Raw genomic sequence first — 17,503 nt, 5'->3', positions numbered from 1 at the left:
GCGACGCGCGCCGGGCACATGCGAAAACGCCGCAGAAGATCTGCTTGTTTGGCGCGGAAATAATTGGGAAGGTGCCGCCGATCCGGGTTTGCCTGAGCCGCTCGATGAGAGGGGATGAGCCAAGGTGTGGTTGACTACACGGGCACTGCTGCGCCAGGCGCGGCGACGATGCGGGTCGGATGGCCCGAGGAGGCGCCGGGCGATCGGGTAAGCGTATGCAGTTCGAACCAATGCGAGGATGCGCCGAATCGGAGGAGTGCGCCGTAAGGCCGGAAGGATGAGGAAGCAAGGATGACGCTTGTCGACAGGTTTCGGGGCGCCGCGGCTCGCATGCCGCGCCGGCTCATGGTGGGTGCCGTTGGCGCGGCCCTGCTATCGGGTCTGATTGGCGCCGTGGGGGGCTCGGCGACCGCTGGGGCGTTCTCACGCCCGGGTCTGCCGGTGGAGTACCTGCAGGTTCCCTCGGCCGCCATGGGCCGCGACATCAAGATTCAGTTCCAGAGCGGCGGCGCGAACTCGCCGGCGCTGTACCTGCTCGACGGCATGCGCGCGCAGGACGACTACAACGGCTGGGACATCAACACCCCGGCGTTCGAGTGGTACAACCAGTCGGGCATCTCGGTCGTCATGCCGGTCGGTGGGCAGTCCAGCTTCTACTCCGACTGGTACAAGCCCGCCTGCGGTAAGGCCGGCTGCACCACCTACAAGTGGGAGACCTTCCTGACCAGCGAGCTGCCGGCGTACCTGCAGAGCAACAAGCAGGTCAAGCCGACCGGCAGCGCCGCCGTCGGTCTGTCGATGGCCGGGTCGTCGGCGCTGATCCTGGCCGCCTACCACCCGAACCAGTTCATCTACGCCGGCTCGCTGTCGGCGCTGCTGGACCCGTCGCAGGGCATGGGCCCGTCGCTGATCGGCCTGGCCATGGGCGACGCTGGTGGCTACAAGGCCGCCGACATGTGGGGTCCCAAGGAGGACCCGGCGTGGCAGCGCAACGACCCGTCGCTGCAGGTCGGCAAGCTGGTCGCGAACAACACCCGGATCTGGATCTACTGCGGTAACGGCAAGCCGTCGGACCTCGGTGGCGACAACCTGCCCGCGAAGTTCCTCGAGGGCTTCGTCCGGACGTCCAACCTGAAGTTCCAGGACGCGTACAACGCCGCCGGCGGCCACAACGCGGTCTTCAACTTCGACGCCAACGGCACCCACGACTGGCCGTACTGGGGTGCGCAGCTCAACGCCATGAAGGGTGACATGCAGTCGACGCTGGGCGCCACGCCCGGCGCCGGCCCGGCCACCGCCGCTGCCGCGGGCAACCAGGGGCAGGGCACCTAACAGATAGCAACGCAATCGACGGCGGCGATCCCTCGGGATCGCCGCCGTTGGTTTGTCTGGCTGTGCAGCCTGGGCTTCGATTGTGATGCGTGGGCGGAGCACCGGCCCGAAACCCGCCCAGGATTCACGCGCAAAGCCCAGGATTCACGCGCAACACCCGGACGAACGCCCACGTCATTCGGGAGCCGGTGTGACTTGATTCACTACCCTGCGGGCCGGGCGCCTTGCCGCGCTGGTTAATGTGCTCACAGCGACTAGACGATGGAGGGTGGACATGAGGGTCGTACGGGGTCTGTCGGTGCTGCTACGGGTGTTCTGCGTCGCGGCACTGTCGATCGGTCTGGGCGTGGCGGTGGCCTCGGGGACGGGAGGCAAGGCCAGGGCGGCGGGCTACGAGAGCCTGATGGTGCCGTCGGCCGCGATGGGCCGCGACATTCCGGTGGCCTTCCTGGGCGGCGGCCCGCACGCCGTCTACCTGCTGGACGCCTTTAACGCCGCCCCCGACGTGAGCAACTGGGTGACCGCCGGCAACGCGATGAACACGCTGGCCGGCAAGGGGATCTCGGTGGTGGCGCCTGCCGGCGGAGCCTGGAGCATGTACACCAACTGGGAGCAGGACGGCAGCAAGCAGTGGGACACCTTCCTGTCCAGCGAGCTGCCGAACTGGCTGGCCGCCAACAAGGGCCTCGCGCCCGGCGGCCACGGCGCCGTCGGCGCCTCCCAGGGTGGCTACGCCGCGATGGCGCTGGCCGCCTTCCACCCCGACCGCTTCGGCTTCGCCGGGTCGCTGTCCGGGTTCCTCTACCCGTCGGACACCACCACCAACGGCGCGATCCTGGCGGGCCTGCAGCAGTTCGGCGGGGTGGACGGCAACGGGATGTGGGGCGCCCCGCAGCTGGGCCGGTGGAAGTGGCACGACCCCTACGTGCACGTCTCGCTGCTGGCGCAGAACAACACCCGGGTGTGGGTTTACAGCCCGACGAACATGGGCGGCGACGACGCCGCGATGATCGGCCAGGCCGGCCAGGCGATGGGCAACAGTCGCATGTTCTACCAGCAGTACCGCAGCGTCGGCGGGCACAACGGCCACTTCGACTTCCCCGGCGGCGGCGACAACGGCTGGGGCTCGTGGTCGGGGCAGCTGGGCGCGATGTCGGGTGACATCGTCGGCGCCATCCGGTAGCCCCGCCGCCCGGCGTAAGCCGCGCGAAAACGCCGGTACCGTGTAGGGAGCGCAGCAGCGGGCCGGGACGGCCACCCGCACCGAAAATCGAGCTGCGAGCTACCGACCCTGCTAGCGGGAGACCATGACGACAAGCGCGCGGCGGAAACGCCACCGGATCCTCGCCTGGATTGCCGCCTTGGCGGTGGCCGGCGTCGTGTTGCTGGTCGTCGTGGCCGTGGTGGTGCTGCTGCGCGGCCACGACACCCCGCCCAGCGCGGTGCCGCCGGGGATCCTGCCGCCGTCGTCGACGACCAGCCACCCGCACAAGCCGCGGCCGGCCTTCCAGGACGCGTCGTGCCCGGACGTGCAGTTGATCAACGTCCCGGGCACCTGGGAGTCGTCGGTGCAGGACGACCCGCTCAACCCGATGCAATTTCCAAATGCGCTGCTGCACAAGGCGACTGCGCAGATCTCGCAGCAGTTCCCGGCGTCGCGGGTGCAGACGTTCACCGTGCCTTACACCGCGCAGTTCCGCAATCCGGTCAGCGGCGACACGCAGATGTCCTACAACGACAGCCGCGCCGAAGGCACCCGCGCGACCGTGCAGGCGATGACCGACATGAACAACAAGTGCCCGTTGACCAGCTACGTGCTGATGGGCTTCTCGCAGGGCGCGGTGATCGCCGGCGACATCGCCAGCGACATCGGCAACGGCCGCGGTCCCGTCGACGACGACCTGGTGCTCGGTGTGACATTGATCGCCGACGGCCGCCGCCAGGAAGGCGTGGGCAACGACATCGGGCCCAACCCGCCCGGGCAGGGCGCCGAGATCACCCTGCACGAGGTGCCGATGCTGTCCGGGCTCGGCCTGACCATGACGGGTGAGCGGCCCGGCGGGTTCGGCGCGCTGAACGGCAAGACCAACGAGATCTGCGCGCCCGGTGACCTGATCTGCTCCGCGCCCAACGAAGCCTTCAGCATCGCCAACCTGCCCAGCACGCTGAACACCCTGGCCGGCGGCGCCGGCCAACCCGTCCACGCGCTGTATGCCACGACGCAGTTCTGGAACCTGGACGGGGCGCCGGCCACCGACTGGACCCTGAATTGGGCCCGCGGGCTGATCGAAAACGCGCCGCACCCCAAGCATGGATAGCGATCATCCGGCCACGGGAAGCGGGCGGTGGACACAGCCGTTACCTAGCTGCTTGCCAAGCGTGATCGGCGGTACCTTGTGATTTGGCCTGCCGCGAGGCGACCCTTAACATTAAGAGAAAACTAAGAGCAATTAGGACTTCGTCGCGGCTCCGATCGGGGCCCAAGCCAGCACGGACCGGCGCCTCCGAGCGCGTCCCTGCTGGCTCGTGTATAGAGGACCCGTCGGCGCAGCCGACACGAGAGATGTAAGTCGGCTACGCCGACCGGCATCGTTGTGACAGGAGAGGGCGGCATGGCGTACCACAACCCGTTCATCGTGAATGGAAAGATCAGGTTCCCGGACAACACGAACCTGGTTCGTCACGTTGAGAAGTGGGCCAAGGTTCGCGGCGACAGGCTGGCCTACCGGTTCGTGGACTTCTCCACCGAGCGCGACGGCGTCTACCGCGACATCGTCTGGCGCGACTTCAGCGCCCGCAACCGCGCCGTCGGCGCCCGCCTGCAGCAGGTCACCCAGCCGGGCGACCGCATCGCCATCCTGTGCCCGCAGAACCTCAACTACCTGATCGCCTTCTTCGGCGCCCTGTACTCGGGCCGCATCGCGGTACCGCTGTTCGACCCCAGCGAGCCGGGCCACGTCGGCCGCCTGCACGCCGTGCTCGACGACTGCACCCCCTCGACGATCCTGACCACGACCGAGGCCGCCGAGGGCGTGCGCAAGTTCATCCGCGCCCGCTCGGCCAAAGAACGCCCCCGCGTCATCGCCGTCGACGCGGTGCCCGACGAGGTCGCCGCCACCTGGCAGGAGCCCGAAGCCGACGAGAACACCATCGCCTACCTGCAGTACACCTCCGGCTCCACCCGCACCCCGACCGGTGTGCAGATCACCCACCTCAACCTGCCCACCAACGTGCTGCAGGTGCTCAACGGGCTGGAAGGCAAGGAGGGCGACCGCGGCCTGAGCTGGCTGCCGTTCTTCCACGACATGGGCCTCATCACGGCGCTGCTGTCGCCGGTGCTCGGCCACAACTTCACGTTCATGACCCCGGCCGCGTTCGTGCGCCGGCCGGGCCGGTGGATCCGGGAGATGGCGCGCAAGCCCGACGACGAGCCGGACTGCGAGGTGTTCACCGTGGCGCCGAACTTCGCGTTCGAGCACGCCGCGGTGCGCGGGGTGCCCAAGGACGGGGAGCCGCCGCTGGACCTGAGCAACGTCAAGGCGATCCTCAACGGCAGCGAGCCGGTGTCGCCGGCGTCGATGCGCAAGTTCTACGAGGCCTTCGCGCCCTACGGGCTGCGCGAGACGGCGATCAAGCCGTCCTACGGCCTGGCCGAGGCGACGCTGTTCGTGTCGACCACGCCGATGGACGAGCCGCCCACGGTCATCCACGTCGACCGCGACGAGCTCAACAACCAGCGCTTCGTCGAGGTCGCCGCCGACGCGCCCAACGCCGTCGCGCAGGTCTCCGCGGGCATCATCGGCGTCGACGAGTGGGCGGCGATCGTCGACCCCGACACCGCCAGTGAGCTGCCCGACGGCCAGATCGGCGAGATCTGGCTGCACGGCAAGAACCTCGGCACCGGCTACTGGGGAAAGGAGGCCGAGACCACCGAGACGTTCAAGAACATCCTCAAGTCGCGCATCAGCCAGTCCCACGCCGAGGGCGCCGAGGACGACGGGCTGTGGGTGCGCACCGGCGACTACGGCACCTATTTCAACGGCCACCTCTATATAGCGGGCCGCATCAAGGACCTGGTCATCATCGACGGCCGCAACCACTACCCGCAGGACCTGGAGTACTCGGCGCAGGAGGCCAGCCGCGCGCTGCGCACCGGGTACGTGGCCGCCTTCTCGGTGCCGGCCAACCAGCTGCCGCAGGTGGTGTTCGACAACCCGCACGCCGGCATCAAGTACGACGCCGAGGACACCTCCGAGCAGCTGGTGATCGTCGCCGAGCGCGCCGCGGGCACGCACAAGCTCGACTACCAGCCCATCGCCGACGACATCCGGGCCGCCATCGCGGTGCGCCACGGGGTCACCGTGCGCGACCTGCTGCTGGTGCAGGCCGGAACGATTCCGCGCACCTCGAGCGGCAAGATCGGCCGCCGCGCGTGCCGCGCCGCCTATCTCGACGGGAGCCTGCGCAGCGGCATCGGTTCCCCGACCGCCTTCGCGAGCTCAACGGACTGAACACGACACCATGACTGACACAGAACCTGACATCACCCCCGCCCCCGATGCCGAGGGGAACCTGCCCGCCAAGAAGACCGAGATGACGGTGCCCGAGATGCGCCAGTGGCTGCGCAACTACGTGGCCAAGGCCACCGGGCAGTCGCCGGATTCGATCGACGAGTCGGTGCCGATGGTCGAGCTGGGCCTGTCGTCGCGCGACGCCGTGTCGATGGCCGCCGACATCGAGGACATGACCGGGGTCACGCTGTCGGTGGCGGTGGCGTTCCAGCACCCGACCATCGAATCCCTGGCGACCCGCATCATCGAGGGCGAGCCCGAGCCGGATACCACCGGCGACGACGTCACCGACTGGACGCGCAACGGCCCGGCCGAGCGCGTCGACATCGCGGTCGTGGGCCTGGCCACCCGGCTGCCCGGCGACATGAACAGCCCCGAGGAAACCTGGCAGGCGCTGCTCGAGGGCCGCGACGCCATCACCGACCTGCCCGAGGGCCGCTGGGCGGAGTTCCTGGAGGAGCCGCGGCTGGCCGAGCGGATGGCGCGGGCCCGCACCCGCGGCGGCTACCTGAAGGACATCAAGGGCTTCGACTCCGAGTTCTTCGCCGTGGCCAAGACCGAGGCCGACAACATCGACCCGCAGCAGCGCATGGCGCTGGAGCTGACCTGGGAGGCGCTCGAGCACGCCCGCATCCCCGCGTCCAGCCTGCGCGGGCAGCCCGTCGGCGTGTACGTCGGCGTCTCCAACAACGACTACAGCATCCTGGCGGTGTCCGACCCGACGGTCGCCCACCCGTATGCGATCACCGGCACCGCGACCTCGATCATCGCCAACCGGGTGTCCTACTTCTACGACTTCCGCGGGCCGTCCGTCGCGGTCGACACCGCGTGCTCGAGCTCGCTGGTCGCCGTCCACCAGGCCGTGCAGGCGCTGCGCAACGGCGAGGCCGACGTCGCGGTCGCCGGCGGCGTCAACGCGCTGATCACCCCGGCGGTGACGCTCGGTTTCGACGAGATCGGCGCGGTGCTGGCCCCCGACGGCCGGATCAAGTCGTTCTCCTCGGACGCCGACGGCTACACCCGCTCGGAGGGCGCCGGCATGCTGGTGCTCAAGCGGGTCGACGACGCCCGCCGCGACGGCGACCAGATCCTGGCCGTCATCGCCGGCACCGCGGTCAACCACGACGGCCGGTCCAACGGCCTGATCGCGCCCAACCAGGACGCGCAGGCCGACGTGCTGCGCCGGGCCTACAAGGACGCCGGTATCGACCCGCGCACCGTCGACTACATCGAGGCGCACGGCACCGGCACCGTGCTCGGTGACCCGATCGAGGCCGAAGCGCTGGGCCGCATCGTCGGCCGCGGCCGCCCCGCCGACCGCCCGGCCCTGCTGGGCGCGATCAAGACCAACATCGGGCACCTCGAGTCGGCGGCCGGCGTGGCCAGCATGGCCAAGGTGGTGCTGGCCCTGCAGCACGACAAGCTGCCGCCGAACATCAACTTCGCCGGCCCCAGCCCCTACATCGACTTCGACGCGATGCGCCTCAAGGTCGTCGACCAGCCGACCGACTGGCCCCGCTACGGCGGCTACGCGCTGGCCGGGGTGTCGAGCTTCGGCTTCGGCGGCGCCAACGCGCACGTGGTGGTGCGTGAGGTCCTGCCGCGCGACGTCGTCGATCGCGGACCCGAGCCGGAAGCCGAAGTGAAGGCGCCCGCCGAAGCGGCCGTGGGGGCACCTCCCGCTGGCGGGGGAGCGCCCACGTTCGAGGCCCACTCGCTGCGGTTCGACGACTTCGGCAACATCATCACCGACCCCGCCGCGCCCGAGGAGGACGAGCCCGACCTGCCGGGCGTGACCGACGAGGCGCTACGGCTCAAAGAGGCCGCGCTGGAAGAGCTTTCGGCGCAAGAGCCCGCACCGCCGCTGATCCCGCTGGTGGTGTCGGCCTTCCTGACGTCGCGCAAGAAGGCCGCGGCCGCCGAGCTCGCCGACTGGATCGAAAGCCCCGAGGGGCAGGCGTCGTCACTGGAGTCGATCGGCCGGTCGCTGTCGCGGCGCAACCACGGCCGTTCGCGCGCGGTGGTGCTGGCCCACGACCACGACGAGGCCGTCAAGGGCCTGCGCGCCATCGCCGAGGGCAAGCAGCGGCCCAACGTGTTCAGCACCGACGGGCCGGTGACCAACGGCCCGGTGTGGGTGCTGGCCGGCTTCGGCGCGCAGCACCGCAAGATGGGCAAGAGCCTCTACCTGCGCGACGCGGTGTTCGCCGAGTGGATCGAGAAGGTCGACGCGCTGGTCCAGGACGAGCTGGGCTACTCGGTGCTCGAGCTGATCCTCGACGACTCGCAGGACTACGGCATCGAGACCACCCAGGTCACCATCTTCGCGATCCAGATCGCGCTGGGTGAGCTGCTCCGCCACCACGGCGCCAAGCCCGCCGCGGTGGTCGGGCAGTCGCTGGGCGAGGCCGCGTGCGCCTACTTCGCCGGCGGCCTGTCGCTGCGCGACGCCACCCGGGCGATCTGCTCGCGCTCGCACCTGATGGGCGAGGGCGAGGCGATGCTGTTCGGCGAGTACATCCGGCTGATGGCGCTGGTGGAGTACTCCGCCGAGGAAATCAAGACGGTCTTCTCCGACTTCCCGGACCTCGAGGTGTGCGTCTACGCCGCGCCCACCCAGACCGTCATCGGCGGCCCGCCCGAGCAGGTGGACGCGATCATCGCCCGCGCGGAGTCCGAGGGCAAGTTCGCCCGCAAGTTCCAGACCAAGGGCGCCAGCCACACCTCGCAGATGGATCCGCTGCTCGGCGAGCTGGCCGCGGAGCTGCAGGGCATCAAGCCGCTGAGCCCGACGGCCGGGATCTACTCGACGGTGCACGAGGGCAGCTACATCAAGCCCGGCGGCGAGCCCATCCACGACGTCGACTACTGGAAGAAGGGCCTGCGGCATTCCGTGTACTTCACCCACGGGATCCGCAACGCCGTCGACAGCGGGCACACCACCTTCCTGGAGCTCGCGCCCAACCCGGTCGCGCTGATGCAGGTGGGTCTGACGACGGCGTCGGCCGGACTGCATGACGCGCAGCTGATCCCGACGCTGGCCCGCAAGCAGGACGAGGTCGAGTCGATGGTCTCGACAATGGCCCAGCTGTACGTCTACGGCCACGACCTGGACGTCCGCACGCTGTTCACCCCCGCCGGGGGCCCGCAGGATTACGCGAACATCCCGCCGACGCGGTTCAAGCGCAAGGAGCACTGGCTGGATGTGAACCTGGCCACCGGCAGCGGCGCGGCGATCATGCCGGGCAGCCACGTCGCGCTGCCCGACGGCCGGCACGTCTGGGAGTACGCGCCCCGCGGGCTGACCGACCTGGCGGCGCTGGTGAAAACCGCTGCGGCCGAAGTGCTTCCGGACGCGCAGCTGACGGCGGCCGAGCAGCGCGCGAAGCCCGGCGAGGGCTCGCGGCTGGTGACCACGCTGACGAGGCATCCCGGCGGCGCGTCGGTCCAGGTGCACGCCCGCATCGACGAGTCCTTCACGCTGGTGTACGACGCGCTGGTGACGCGCGGCGGCGCCCAGGCGGTGCTGCCGGCGGCGGTGGGTGCCGGCACGGCGGTCGCGGCCCCGGCCGACGGCGTCACCGCCGCCGCGCCCGAGACGCCCGGCGCCGATGACGCCGCGGGAACGCTGTCGGACAGCCTGACGAACCGCTACATGCCGAGCGGGTTCACCAAGTGGTCGCCGGACTCGGGCGAGACCATCGCCGAGCGGCTGGGCGCCATCGTCGGCGCGGCCATGGGTTACGAGCCCGAGGACCTGCCGTGGGAGGTGCCGCTGATCGAGCTGGGCCTGGACTCGCTGATGGCGGTGCGGATCAAGAACCGCGTCGAATACGACTTCGACCTGCCGCCGATTCAGCTGACGGCCGTGCGCGACGCCAACCTTTACGCCGTCGAGAAGCTGATCGAATACGCGGTCGAGCACCGCGACGAGGTCGAGCAGCTGCACGAGCACCAGAAGACCCAGACGCCCGAGGAGATCGCGCGGGCGCAGGCCGAACTGCTCAGCGGCGCGTCGGCGGCCTCGGTGGTGGCGCCGGCCCCCGACCCGCAAGCCGAGCCGCAGACGCAAGCTGCGCCGGCGTCGGACGTTCCCGTCCCGCCGGCGCCGACGGACCCGTCGGGACCGGGTGCCAACGGTGCCAAGCCGAACCTGGCCGGCGCCGCCGAAGCCCTCAACCAGGAGGCCGTCGCCAAGGCGCTCAGCTCCGACGTGCCGCCGCGCGACGCCGCCGAGCGGGTCACCTTCGCCACGTGGGCGATCGTGACGGGCAAGTCCCCGGGCGGCATCTTCAACCCGCTGCCCAAGCTCGACGACGACGCCGCGGCCAAGATGGCCCAACGGCTTTCGGAGCGCGCCGAGGGCCCGATCACCGCCGAGGACGTGCTGACGTCGGAGAACATCGAGGCGCTCGCCGAGAAGGTGCGGGGCTACCTGGAGGCCGGCGTGGTCGACGGCTTCGTCCGCACCCTGCGGGCGCGCCCGGAGGGCAGCTCGAAGGCGCCGCTGTTCGTGTTCCACCCGGCCGGCGGCTCGACCGTGGTCTACGAGCCGCTGCTCAACCGCCTGCCGGCGGACATCCCGGTCTACGGGTTGGAGCGCGTCGAGGGCAGCATCGAGGAGCGGGCCCGCCAGTACGTGCCCAAGCTGCGCGAACTGCAGGGCGACGGCCCGTTCATCCTGGCGGGCTGGTCGCTGGGTGGGGCCCTGGCCTACGCGTGCGCGATCGGCCTGCAACAACAGGGCTGCGACGTGCCGTTCGTCGGGCTGATCGACGCGGTGATGCCCGGCGAACCGATCCTGCAGACCAAGGAGGAGACCCGCAAGCGGTGGGACCGCTACGCGCGCTTCGCCGAGCGGACCTTCAACGTCGAGGTCCCCGCGATCCCGTACGAACAACTCGAGGAACTCGACGACGAGGGACAGATCCAGTTCGTGCTGGACGCGGTCAAGGCCAGCGGCGTGCAGATCCCGGGCGGGATCATCGAGCACCAGCGCACGTCGTACCTGGACCAGCGGGCGATCGACACCGCCGAGTACCAACCGTACGACGGGCACGTCACGCTCTACATGGCCGATCGCTACCATGACGATGCGATCACGTTCGAGCCCGCCTACGCCACCCGCAAGCCGGACGGCGGCTGGGGCGAATACGTGGCCGACCTCGAGGTCGTCCCGATCGGTGGCGAGCACATCCAGGCCATCGACGAGCCGATCATCGCCAAGGTCGGCGCGCACATGACCCAGGCGCTGAACGGGATCCAGGCACGGCGCCAGCCGGACAACTCGGAACAAGTGAGGTAGGCCAGTAGTGACGGAGATGGCGGCAGCTCCCATTCAGCACACCACCGCGGAAAAACTGGCCGAGCTGCACGCTCGCCTCGAGCTGGCCAAGGAGCCGGGCGGCGAGAAGGCCGCCGCCAAGCGCGACAAGAAGGGCATCCCCAGCGCCCGGGCCCGCGTCCACGCGCTGGTCGACCCGGGCACCTTCTTCGAGATCGGGGCGCTGGCCAAGACGCCGAACGACCCGAACGCGCTCTACGGCGACGGGTGCGTCACCGGGCACGCCCTGATCGACGGCCGGCCGGTCGGGGTGTTCTCCCACGACCAGACGGTGTTCCAGGGCACCGTCGGCGAGATGTTCGGCCGCAAGGTCGCGCGGCTGATGGAGTGGTGCGCGATGGTCGGTTGCCCGATCGTCGGCATCCAGGACTCGGGTGGTGCCCGCATCCAGGACGCGGTCACCTCGCTGGCGTGGTACGCCGAGCTGGGCCGCCGGCACGAGGCTTTGAGCGGGCTGGTGCCGCAGATCTCCCTCATCTTCGGCAAATGCGCTGGGGGAGCGGTGTATTCGCCGATCCAGGACGATCTGCTCGTCTCGGTGCGCGACCAGGGCTACTTCTTCGTCACCGGGCCCGACGTGATCCGGGAGGTCACCGGCGAGGAGGTCACCCTCGACGAGCTCGGCGGCTCCGACGCGCAGGCCCGCTACGGCAACATCCACCAGGTTGTCGACTCGGAGGCCGAGGCCTTCCAGTACGTCCGCGACTACCTGTCGTTTCTGCCGTCCAACTGCTTCGACAAGCCGCCGATCGTCAACCCCGGGCTGGAGCCCGAGATCACCCCGACCGACCTGGAGCTCGACGCCATCGTGCCGGACTCCGACAACGCGGCCTACGACATGCACGAGATCCTGCTGCGCATCTTCGACGACGGCGACTTCCTCGACGTCGCCGCGCAGCACGGGCCGGCGATCATCACCGGATACGCGCGCGTCGACGGCCACCCCGTGGGCGTGATCGCCAACCAGCCCATGCACATGTCCGGGGCGATCGACAACGAGGCCTCCGACAAGGCCGCGCGGTTCATCCGGTTCTGCGACGCGTTCAACATCCCGCTGGTGTTCGTGGTGGACACGCCAGGGTTCCTGCCGGGCGCCGAGGAGGAGAAGCGCGGCATCATCAAGCGCGGCGGCCGGTTCCTCTACTCCGTCGTGGAGGCCGACGTGCCGAAGGTGACGATCACCATCCGCAAGTCCTACGGCGGCGCGTACGCCGTGATGGGGTCGCGGCAGCTCACCGCCGACTTCAACTTCGCCTGGCCCACCGCGCGCATCGCGGTGATCGGCGCCGAGGGTGCCGCGCAGTTGCTGATGAAGCGCTTCCCCGACCCGACCACCCCCGAGGCGCAGCAGATCAAGAAGGACTTCATCGAGGGCTACAACCTCAACATGGCGATCCCGTGGACGGCCGCCGAGCGCGGCTTCATCGACGCGGTCATCGACCCGCACGAAACCCGGCTGCTGCTGCGCAAGTCGATGCACCTGCTGCGCGACAAGCAGCTGTGGTTCCGGGTGGCGCGCAAGCACGGGCTGATTCCCGTCTAGCGGTCCGCCCCTGCGCCGAGTGTGAAATCCACGACGCGACACGCCCGTCGAGCGTCGGAAAGTTCACACTCGGCGTGACGACGGCACCGTGTCGCCGCGGCGGCTTGCGGGGACCCACGTCAAAGCAGGCTCCCGAACGCTCCGGAGGTGCCGGGCGTCCCGCTACCCCCGCCGGGGGTGCCGCCGTTGCCGCCGACGGCCTGGCCGAGCGGACCGCCGCCCCCGTTGCCGCCGTTCGTGGAAAATGCGGACTCACGTCCGCGGGCGCCACGTGCGACCGATCTCACTCGCGATATTGCATTGAGAAGCCTTCTGACCCAGCGTTTTTGGTGCCGACGTGGCCGACGTGGCCAGCTATTGCTTCCGCAGGGTGAATTGGTTGAGGTCGGTGTAGCCCTTGCGGAAGAGATTCGCGCAGCCGGTGAGGTACCTCATGTACCGCTCGTAGACCTCTTCGGACTGGATCTCGATGGCCTCGGCTTTGTGCGCCTGTAGGCCCGCGGCCCAGATGTCGAGGGTCTTGGCGTAGTGCCGCTGCAGCGACTGACGGCGCTTGAGCTTGAAGCCGGCCTTCGCCGAAAACTCTTTGACCATGTCGATGGTCGGCAGGAAGCCGCCGGGGAAGATTTCGGCTTTCATGAAGTCGCTGAACTCGACGATCTCCATCGTCAGCGGCAGACCGGACTCGATGATCTCCTTCTCCGACAGGACGGTGATCGTGTGCAGCAGCATCGTGCCACCGGCCGGCAACAGGGCGTGGGCCTTGGCGAAGAAATCGCTGTAGCGGTCGTAGCCCACATGCTCGAACATGCCGATCGACACGATCCGGTCCACCGGCTCGTCAAATCGCTCCCACCCCTCGAGCAGCACCCGCTTGGAACGCGGGCTGTCCGATGCCCCGAGGAGCTGTTCGACGTAGGCGGCCTGGTTTTTGGACAGCGTCAAGCCGATGACGTTGACGTCGCACTTCTCGATGGCCCGCAGCATGGCGCCGCCCCAGCCGCAACCGATGTCGAGCAGAGTCATGCCCGGCTGCAGCCCCAGCTTGCTCAGCGAGAGGTCGATCTTGGCGATCTGCGCCGCCTCCAGCGGCATGTCCTCGCCCAGGAAGTAGGCGCAGCTGTAGGTCTGGGTGGGGTCGAGGAACAGCCGGAAGAAGTCGTCAGACAGGTCGTAGTGCGCCTGCACGTCCGCGAAATGCGGCGTCAGCCCGTCAGCCATACATGTTGCCTTTCCCTGGACGCGCGCCATGCGGCTCGGTCGTGCACCACTCTAAGGCGGTCAGAGCGCCAGCGCCCCATCGGCGAGTTCGTCGAAGCGTTCCAGCGCCTCGTCGGCGTCGGCGTCGATGCCGCGCAGCGGGCTCCGGTCGGCGAGGTAGCGCTGCGCGTACAGCCGGGCGACCAGCGCCTTGCGCTCGCCGCCGCGGGTCTCGCGCTCCCAGGCGGCCTGCTCGGTGAGCAGCGCGGCGGCGTACACGTCGCCCATGAACTGGGCCAGCGGAAAGAGCCGCGCCTCCGCGAGGGCGCCGTCGAGCTTGCCCCACGCCGTGATCGCCGCGTCGAGGTCCTCGACGCGGCGGGCGACCAGGCTGGTGGCCTCGTCGTCGTCGGACACCGAGACCGCGTCGCGCAGCCGCGCCAGCAGCGCCTCGTGCGCGGCGGCCCGCTCGATGCCGCGCCGCACGTCCAGGCAGAGGATGTTGTCCGGGCCCTCCCAGATGGTGTTCACCTGCGCGTCGCGCAAAAGCCTTGCCACCGGCCAGTTTTCGATGTAGCCGTTGCCGCCGTGGATTTCGATCGCGTCGGAGGCCGCGGTGATCCCGAGCCGGCACACCTTGAGCTTGGTGACCGGCACCGCGATGCGTTGCCGCACGGCGCGCGGCTGGCGATGGTTGGCCGCGCCGGTCCCGTCGAACACCAGCGCCTGCGCCGCCTCGACGTCGACGATCAGCTCGGCGAGCTTGCGCCGCATCAGCGGCTTGTCGATCAGCGCACCGCCGAACGCGTGGCGCTGCCGGGCGTAGCACAGCGACTCGACCAGCGCGCGGCGCGCGTTGCCGAGCCCGAACAGGGCGATGCCCAGCCGCGCGGCGTTGGTGAGCTCCATCATGCGGCCCAGCCCCTTGCCGTCGGACGGGCCGGCGCCGGCGGCGCCGGGCTCGCCGGACAGCAAAAACGCTTCGGCGTCAACGAATTCCACCTCGCCGGAGGCCACCGAGCGGGTGCCGAGCTTGTCCTTGAGGCGGCGCACCCGGACCCCGTTGCGCGAACCGTCGCGGCGGGTGCGCAGCACCAGGAAATTCGCGACGCCCCGCGAAGAGTCCGGTGCCCCTTCGGGTTTGGCCAGCACGACGAACGCCTCGCCGGCGCAGTTGGACGCAAACCACTTGACGCCGTTGAGAATCCAGGCGTCACCGCTGCGGGTGGCCGTCGTCTCCAGCGCGCCCAGGTCGGAGCCGCCGGTGCGTTCGGTCAGCAGCTGCGCCGTCTCGCCCGCCCACTCCCCGGAGGCGAACTTGGCCAGCACGTGCTCGCGCACGTCGGGCGGCGCGTAGGCCGCCACCAGCGACTGGACCATGCCGCCGCCGGTGCCCAGCGCGCAGCCCATCCCGATGTCGGCCTGGTTGAGCAGATAGTTGGACGCGAACAGGCCCAGGCCCGAGCTCACCTGGGCGGCCCGCGCGGCATCGCGCAGCGCCTGCTGGGCGTCCAGCACCGCGCGCTTGGACTGCGTGAACGACGCCGGCATGACCACCCGGCTGACGTCGTGGCCCCACTTGTCGTAGCGCTCCAGCCGCGGGGGGTTGCGGTCGGTCTCCTCGGCCCACCGCGCGACCGCGCCGCCCATCAGTTCGCCCATGCCCGTCAGGTGCGGCTCGACCACCGCCAGCTCGTCGGGGCGCAGGTAGTAGGCCATCGTGAACCGCAGGGTGGGGTCGGTGGTGTACCAGTTGAGGCCCACCGCGCCGCGGTACCGGTCCGTGTCGTAGCGCTGCGCCTTTTCCGGACTGGAAAACGGACTCATAGGGCGACGGTATTACAGCGGAAACACCGCGCGGTAGACGTCTTCCCTCCCGGCCGGCCGCGGCGCATGATCGGCCTAGCGGCCAACGATCAAAGGGGGTCGAAATGAAAGCCGACGTGGGCGATTGGCTCGTGGTCAAGGGCACGACGACCGAGTTGGCGGATCAGCGCGGCGAGATCACCGAGGTGCGCGGCGCCGACGGTGCCCCGCCGTATGTGGTGCGCTGGCTGGCCAGCGGCCATGTGGCGACGGTGTTTCCGGGCTCGGACGCGTTGGTGGTCACCGCGGCCGAACAGCAACGGTTCGACGAGCGCGCGCGGCACCGGGTCGGGCACTGACTTACGCCGGCACCACGAACTCGGACGTGTAGTACTCCGCCGGGCTTTGCGAGTGCGGGTTGGGGCGCTCGACGACCACCCAGACGCCCGTCGTGCCCTGCCGCAGGCCGTCCTGGATGGTCACCGAGCCGTTGCCGGCCCCGTCGGTGTCCATTCCGGTGAACGCGGTGCCGGCCGCCCCGGGACCGCAGCCGGCCGACGACGGCAGGGGTTCCTGGATCAGGCCGACGTCGTAATGGGTGTTCGGCTGGTTGGGAATGGCCACGTGCACCTGCGCGACGGCGCGCGACCCGGAGGTGCTGATGAGCGCCGCCCCGGTGCCCAGCGGCGGGCGGGGCACCTGCGGCGCCTCGGTTATCCGGCTGAAATCGCACCGCCGCAAAGTGCTGTCCAAAACGACGGTGGTGCCGCCCTCGGCGGCCGCGATCCCCATTCCCAAAATCGTCGCGGGGGCGCTGATCGCGGCGATCGCCGCACTACGAGTCGCTAGGCGTGTCAGTGTGTGCATCGGGCCACCTTTGTACTCCCTTGTTAGGTACGTCACAAGGAAAATAGTTATTGACCCGCCGTTCAACGCACTAAACATTTCGCGCCGCAATTACGCGGCCGTCAATTCGAGCGTGTATCTGATCCGCGCCAAATAGAAAGGCTATTGCGCCTGCCCATGCACATTGCATGTGAACCATGCAGTCTGCGTGGTACCGTCGCATTTGTGAGCACGATCCAGATCCGCGACGTCCCCCCCGAAGTTCACGCCGCGCTTCGTTCGAAGGCCGCGGCCGCCGGCCTCTCGTTGTCGGAGTACATGCGGCGGGAGGCGATCCGGGTCGCGGAGCGGCCGGCAATCGCCGATGTGCTGCGCCGCAACGAACGGCGGGAATGGGGTGTCGACCCCGGCGAGGCGGTCGCCGCACTGCGCCGGATCCGCGACGGCGAACCCGACGCGTGATCGTCGTCGACACGTCCGCCTTGATCGACGTCCTTGTGGAGCGGCCATTCAACATGGCGCTGCGTCAGCGCATCAGCGAGGCACCCGAGCTGCACGCCCCCCATCTGGTCGACGTCGAGTTTCTGAGCGTGCTTCGTCGACTGGTTCGCAGTCGAGCTCTTTCGGTTGATGCGGCCGCGGTCGTGCGGGAGCAATTCGAGGATTTGTCGATCGAGCGATATCCGCACGAGTCGCTGCGGGATCGTATCTGGCAATTGCGTGACAATCTCACGACTTACGACGGAGCATTCGTGGCACTGAGCGAGGCGCTCGGGCTTCCGCTCGTCACATCCGATGGTCGGATCGCTCGCTCGCACGGACATCACGCGCAGGTCGAGTCATACGCCCGGTGAACTGATC

Annotated in this window: 13 protein-coding genes; 9 read left to right on the top strand and 4 right to left on the bottom strand. The window is 69.3% G+C overall.

The window, feature by feature from the left end; genetic code table 11:
* Positions 1 to 291: 291 nt before the first annotated feature.
* The 6 genes from ag85A to AC5Y4Z_RS14250 all read left to right on the top strand — a co-directional run bounded on the left by ag85A (position 292) and on the right by AC5Y4Z_RS14250 (position 12,790).
* Positions 292 to 1,332 (top strand): diacylglycerol acyltransferase/mycolyltransferase Ag85A, encoded by a 1,041-nt coding sequence (gene ag85A, locus AC5Y4Z_RS14275; RefSeq protein WP_499964943.1) that lies wholly within the window; start codon positions 292 to 294, stop codon positions 1,330 to 1,332.
* Between the two features lie 274 nt (positions 1,333 to 1,606).
* Complete coding sequence (locus AC5Y4Z_RS14270) at positions 1,607 to 2,515, top strand: esterase family protein (RefSeq protein WP_499964941.1); 909 nt, start codon at positions 1,607 to 1,609, stop codon at positions 2,513 to 2,515.
* A 124-nt stretch (positions 2,516 to 2,639) separates the two neighbouring features.
* Positions 2,640 to 3,650, top strand: coding sequence for a carboxylesterase Culp6 (culp6, locus tag AC5Y4Z_RS14265; protein WP_499964940.1), 1,011 nt, complete (start codon positions 2,640 to 2,642; stop codon positions 3,648 to 3,650).
* A gap of 294 nt (positions 3,651 to 3,944) precedes the next feature.
* Positions 3,945 to 5,843: a long-chain-fatty-acid--AMP ligase FadD32 gene (fadD32, locus tag AC5Y4Z_RS14260; protein ID WP_499964938.1), complete on the top strand. Its 1,899-nt coding sequence runs from the start codon at positions 3,945 to 3,947 to the stop codon at positions 5,841 to 5,843.
* Between the two features lie 10 nt (positions 5,844 to 5,853).
* Positions 5,854 to 11,208, top strand: coding sequence for a polyketide synthase Pks13 (pks13, locus tag AC5Y4Z_RS14255; RefSeq protein WP_499964935.1), 5,355 nt, complete (start codon positions 5,854 to 5,856; stop codon positions 11,206 to 11,208).
* Between the two features lie 16 nt (positions 11,209 to 11,224).
* Positions 11,225 to 12,790 carry an acyl-CoA carboxylase subunit beta gene (locus AC5Y4Z_RS14250; RefSeq protein ID WP_499964933.1) on the top strand — a complete coding sequence of 522 codons (1,566 nt, stop codon included), beginning with the start codon at positions 11,225 to 11,227 and terminating at the stop codon, positions 12,788 to 12,790.
* Between the two features lie 119 nt (positions 12,791 to 12,909).
* Here AC5Y4Z_RS14250 and AC5Y4Z_RS14245 read toward each other — a convergent pair whose 3' ends face one another.
* From AC5Y4Z_RS14245 to AC5Y4Z_RS14235, 3 genes are all read right to left on the bottom strand, one after another.
* The gene (locus tag AC5Y4Z_RS14245; protein WP_499964931.1) at positions 12,910 to 13,077 is read right to left on the bottom strand and encodes a hypothetical protein; all 168 of its coding nucleotides are present in this window, start codon (positions 13,075 to 13,077) and stop codon (positions 12,910 to 12,912) included.
* Positions 13,078 to 13,144: 67 nt separating this feature from the next.
* Positions 13,145 to 14,011, bottom strand: a complete 867-nt coding sequence (locus AC5Y4Z_RS14240; protein ID WP_499964929.1) for a cyclopropane mycolic acid synthase family methyltransferase — start codon at positions 14,009 to 14,011, stop codon at positions 13,145 to 13,147.
* A gap of 60 nt (positions 14,012 to 14,071) precedes the next feature.
* On the bottom strand, positions 14,072 to 15,817 hold the full coding sequence (locus AC5Y4Z_RS14235; RefSeq protein ID WP_499964927.1) for an acyl-CoA dehydrogenase family protein: 1,746 nt from the start codon (positions 15,815 to 15,817) through the stop codon (positions 14,072 to 14,074).
* Positions 15,818 to 15,921: 104 nt separating this feature from the next.
* On the opposite strand from AC5Y4Z_RS14235, the gene AC5Y4Z_RS14230 reads away from it, so the two are divergent.
* Complete coding sequence (locus tag AC5Y4Z_RS14230; protein WP_499964924.1) at positions 15,922 to 16,155, top strand: DUF1918 domain-containing protein; 234 nt, start codon at positions 15,922 to 15,924, stop codon at positions 16,153 to 16,155.
* A gap of 1 nt (position 16,156) precedes the next feature.
* On the opposite strand, the gene AC5Y4Z_RS14225 is transcribed toward AC5Y4Z_RS14230, so the two are convergent.
* Positions 16,157 to 16,663, bottom strand: a complete 507-nt coding sequence (locus tag AC5Y4Z_RS14225; RefSeq protein ID WP_499964922.1) for a hypothetical protein — start codon at positions 16,661 to 16,663, stop codon at positions 16,157 to 16,159.
* 204 nt (positions 16,664 to 16,867) lie between these two features.
* On the opposite strand from AC5Y4Z_RS14225, the gene AC5Y4Z_RS14220 reads away from it, so the two are divergent.
* Positions 16,868 to 17,104, top strand: a complete 237-nt coding sequence (locus tag AC5Y4Z_RS14220) for a FitA-like ribbon-helix-helix domain-containing protein (RefSeq protein WP_499964920.1) — start codon at positions 16,868 to 16,870, stop codon at positions 17,102 to 17,104.
* Positions 17,101 to 17,496, top strand: coding sequence for a type II toxin-antitoxin system VapC family toxin (locus AC5Y4Z_RS14215; protein ID WP_499964918.1), 396 nt, complete (start codon positions 17,101 to 17,103; stop codon positions 17,494 to 17,496). The genes AC5Y4Z_RS14220 and AC5Y4Z_RS14215 overlap by 4 nt, the downstream gene beginning before the upstream one ends.
* Positions 17,497 to 17,503: the final 7 nt, after the last annotated feature.

It is taken from the genome of Mycobacterium sp. NGS63 (assembly GCF_059812295.1).
Note: the sequence above shows the minus strand (reverse complement) of the source record. Positions and strands in the feature narration are given on the sequence as shown.

Bases quoted from the DNA above. Each gene is read 5' to 3' on its own strand.
- ag85A (WP_499964943.1), top strand. From the start codon at position 292: ATGACGCTTGTCGACAGGTTTCGGGGCGCCGCGGCTCGCATGCCGCGC.
- AC5Y4Z_RS14270 (WP_499964941.1), top strand. From the start codon at position 1,607: ATGAGGGTCGTACGGGGTCTGTCGGTGCTGCTACGGGTGTTCTGCGTC.
- culp6 (WP_499964940.1), top strand. From the start codon at position 2,640: ATGACGACAAGCGCGCGGCGGAAACGCCACCGGATCCTCGCCTGGATT.
- fadD32 (WP_499964938.1), top strand. From the start codon at position 3,945: ATGGCGTACCACAACCCGTTCATCGTGAATGGAAAGATCAGGTTCCCG.
- pks13 (WP_499964935.1), top strand. From the start codon at position 5,854: ATGACTGACACAGAACCTGACATCACCCCCGCCCCCGATGCCGAGGGG.
- AC5Y4Z_RS14250 (WP_499964933.1), top strand. From the start codon at position 11,225: ATGGCGGCAGCTCCCATTCAGCACACCACCGCGGAAAAACTGGCCGAG.
- AC5Y4Z_RS14240 (WP_499964929.1), bottom strand. From the start codon at position 14,011: ATGGCTGACGGGCTGACGCCGCATTTCGCGGACGTGCAGGCGCACTAC.
- AC5Y4Z_RS14235 (WP_499964927.1), bottom strand. From the start codon at position 15,817: ATGAGTCCGTTTTCCAGTCCGGAAAAGGCGCAGCGCTACGACACGGAC.
- AC5Y4Z_RS14230 (WP_499964924.1), top strand. From the start codon at position 15,922: ATGAAAGCCGACGTGGGCGATTGGCTCGTGGTCAAGGGCACGACGACC.
- AC5Y4Z_RS14225 (WP_499964922.1), bottom strand. From the start codon at position 16,663: ATGCACACACTGACACGCCTAGCGACTCGTAGTGCGGCGATCGCCGCG.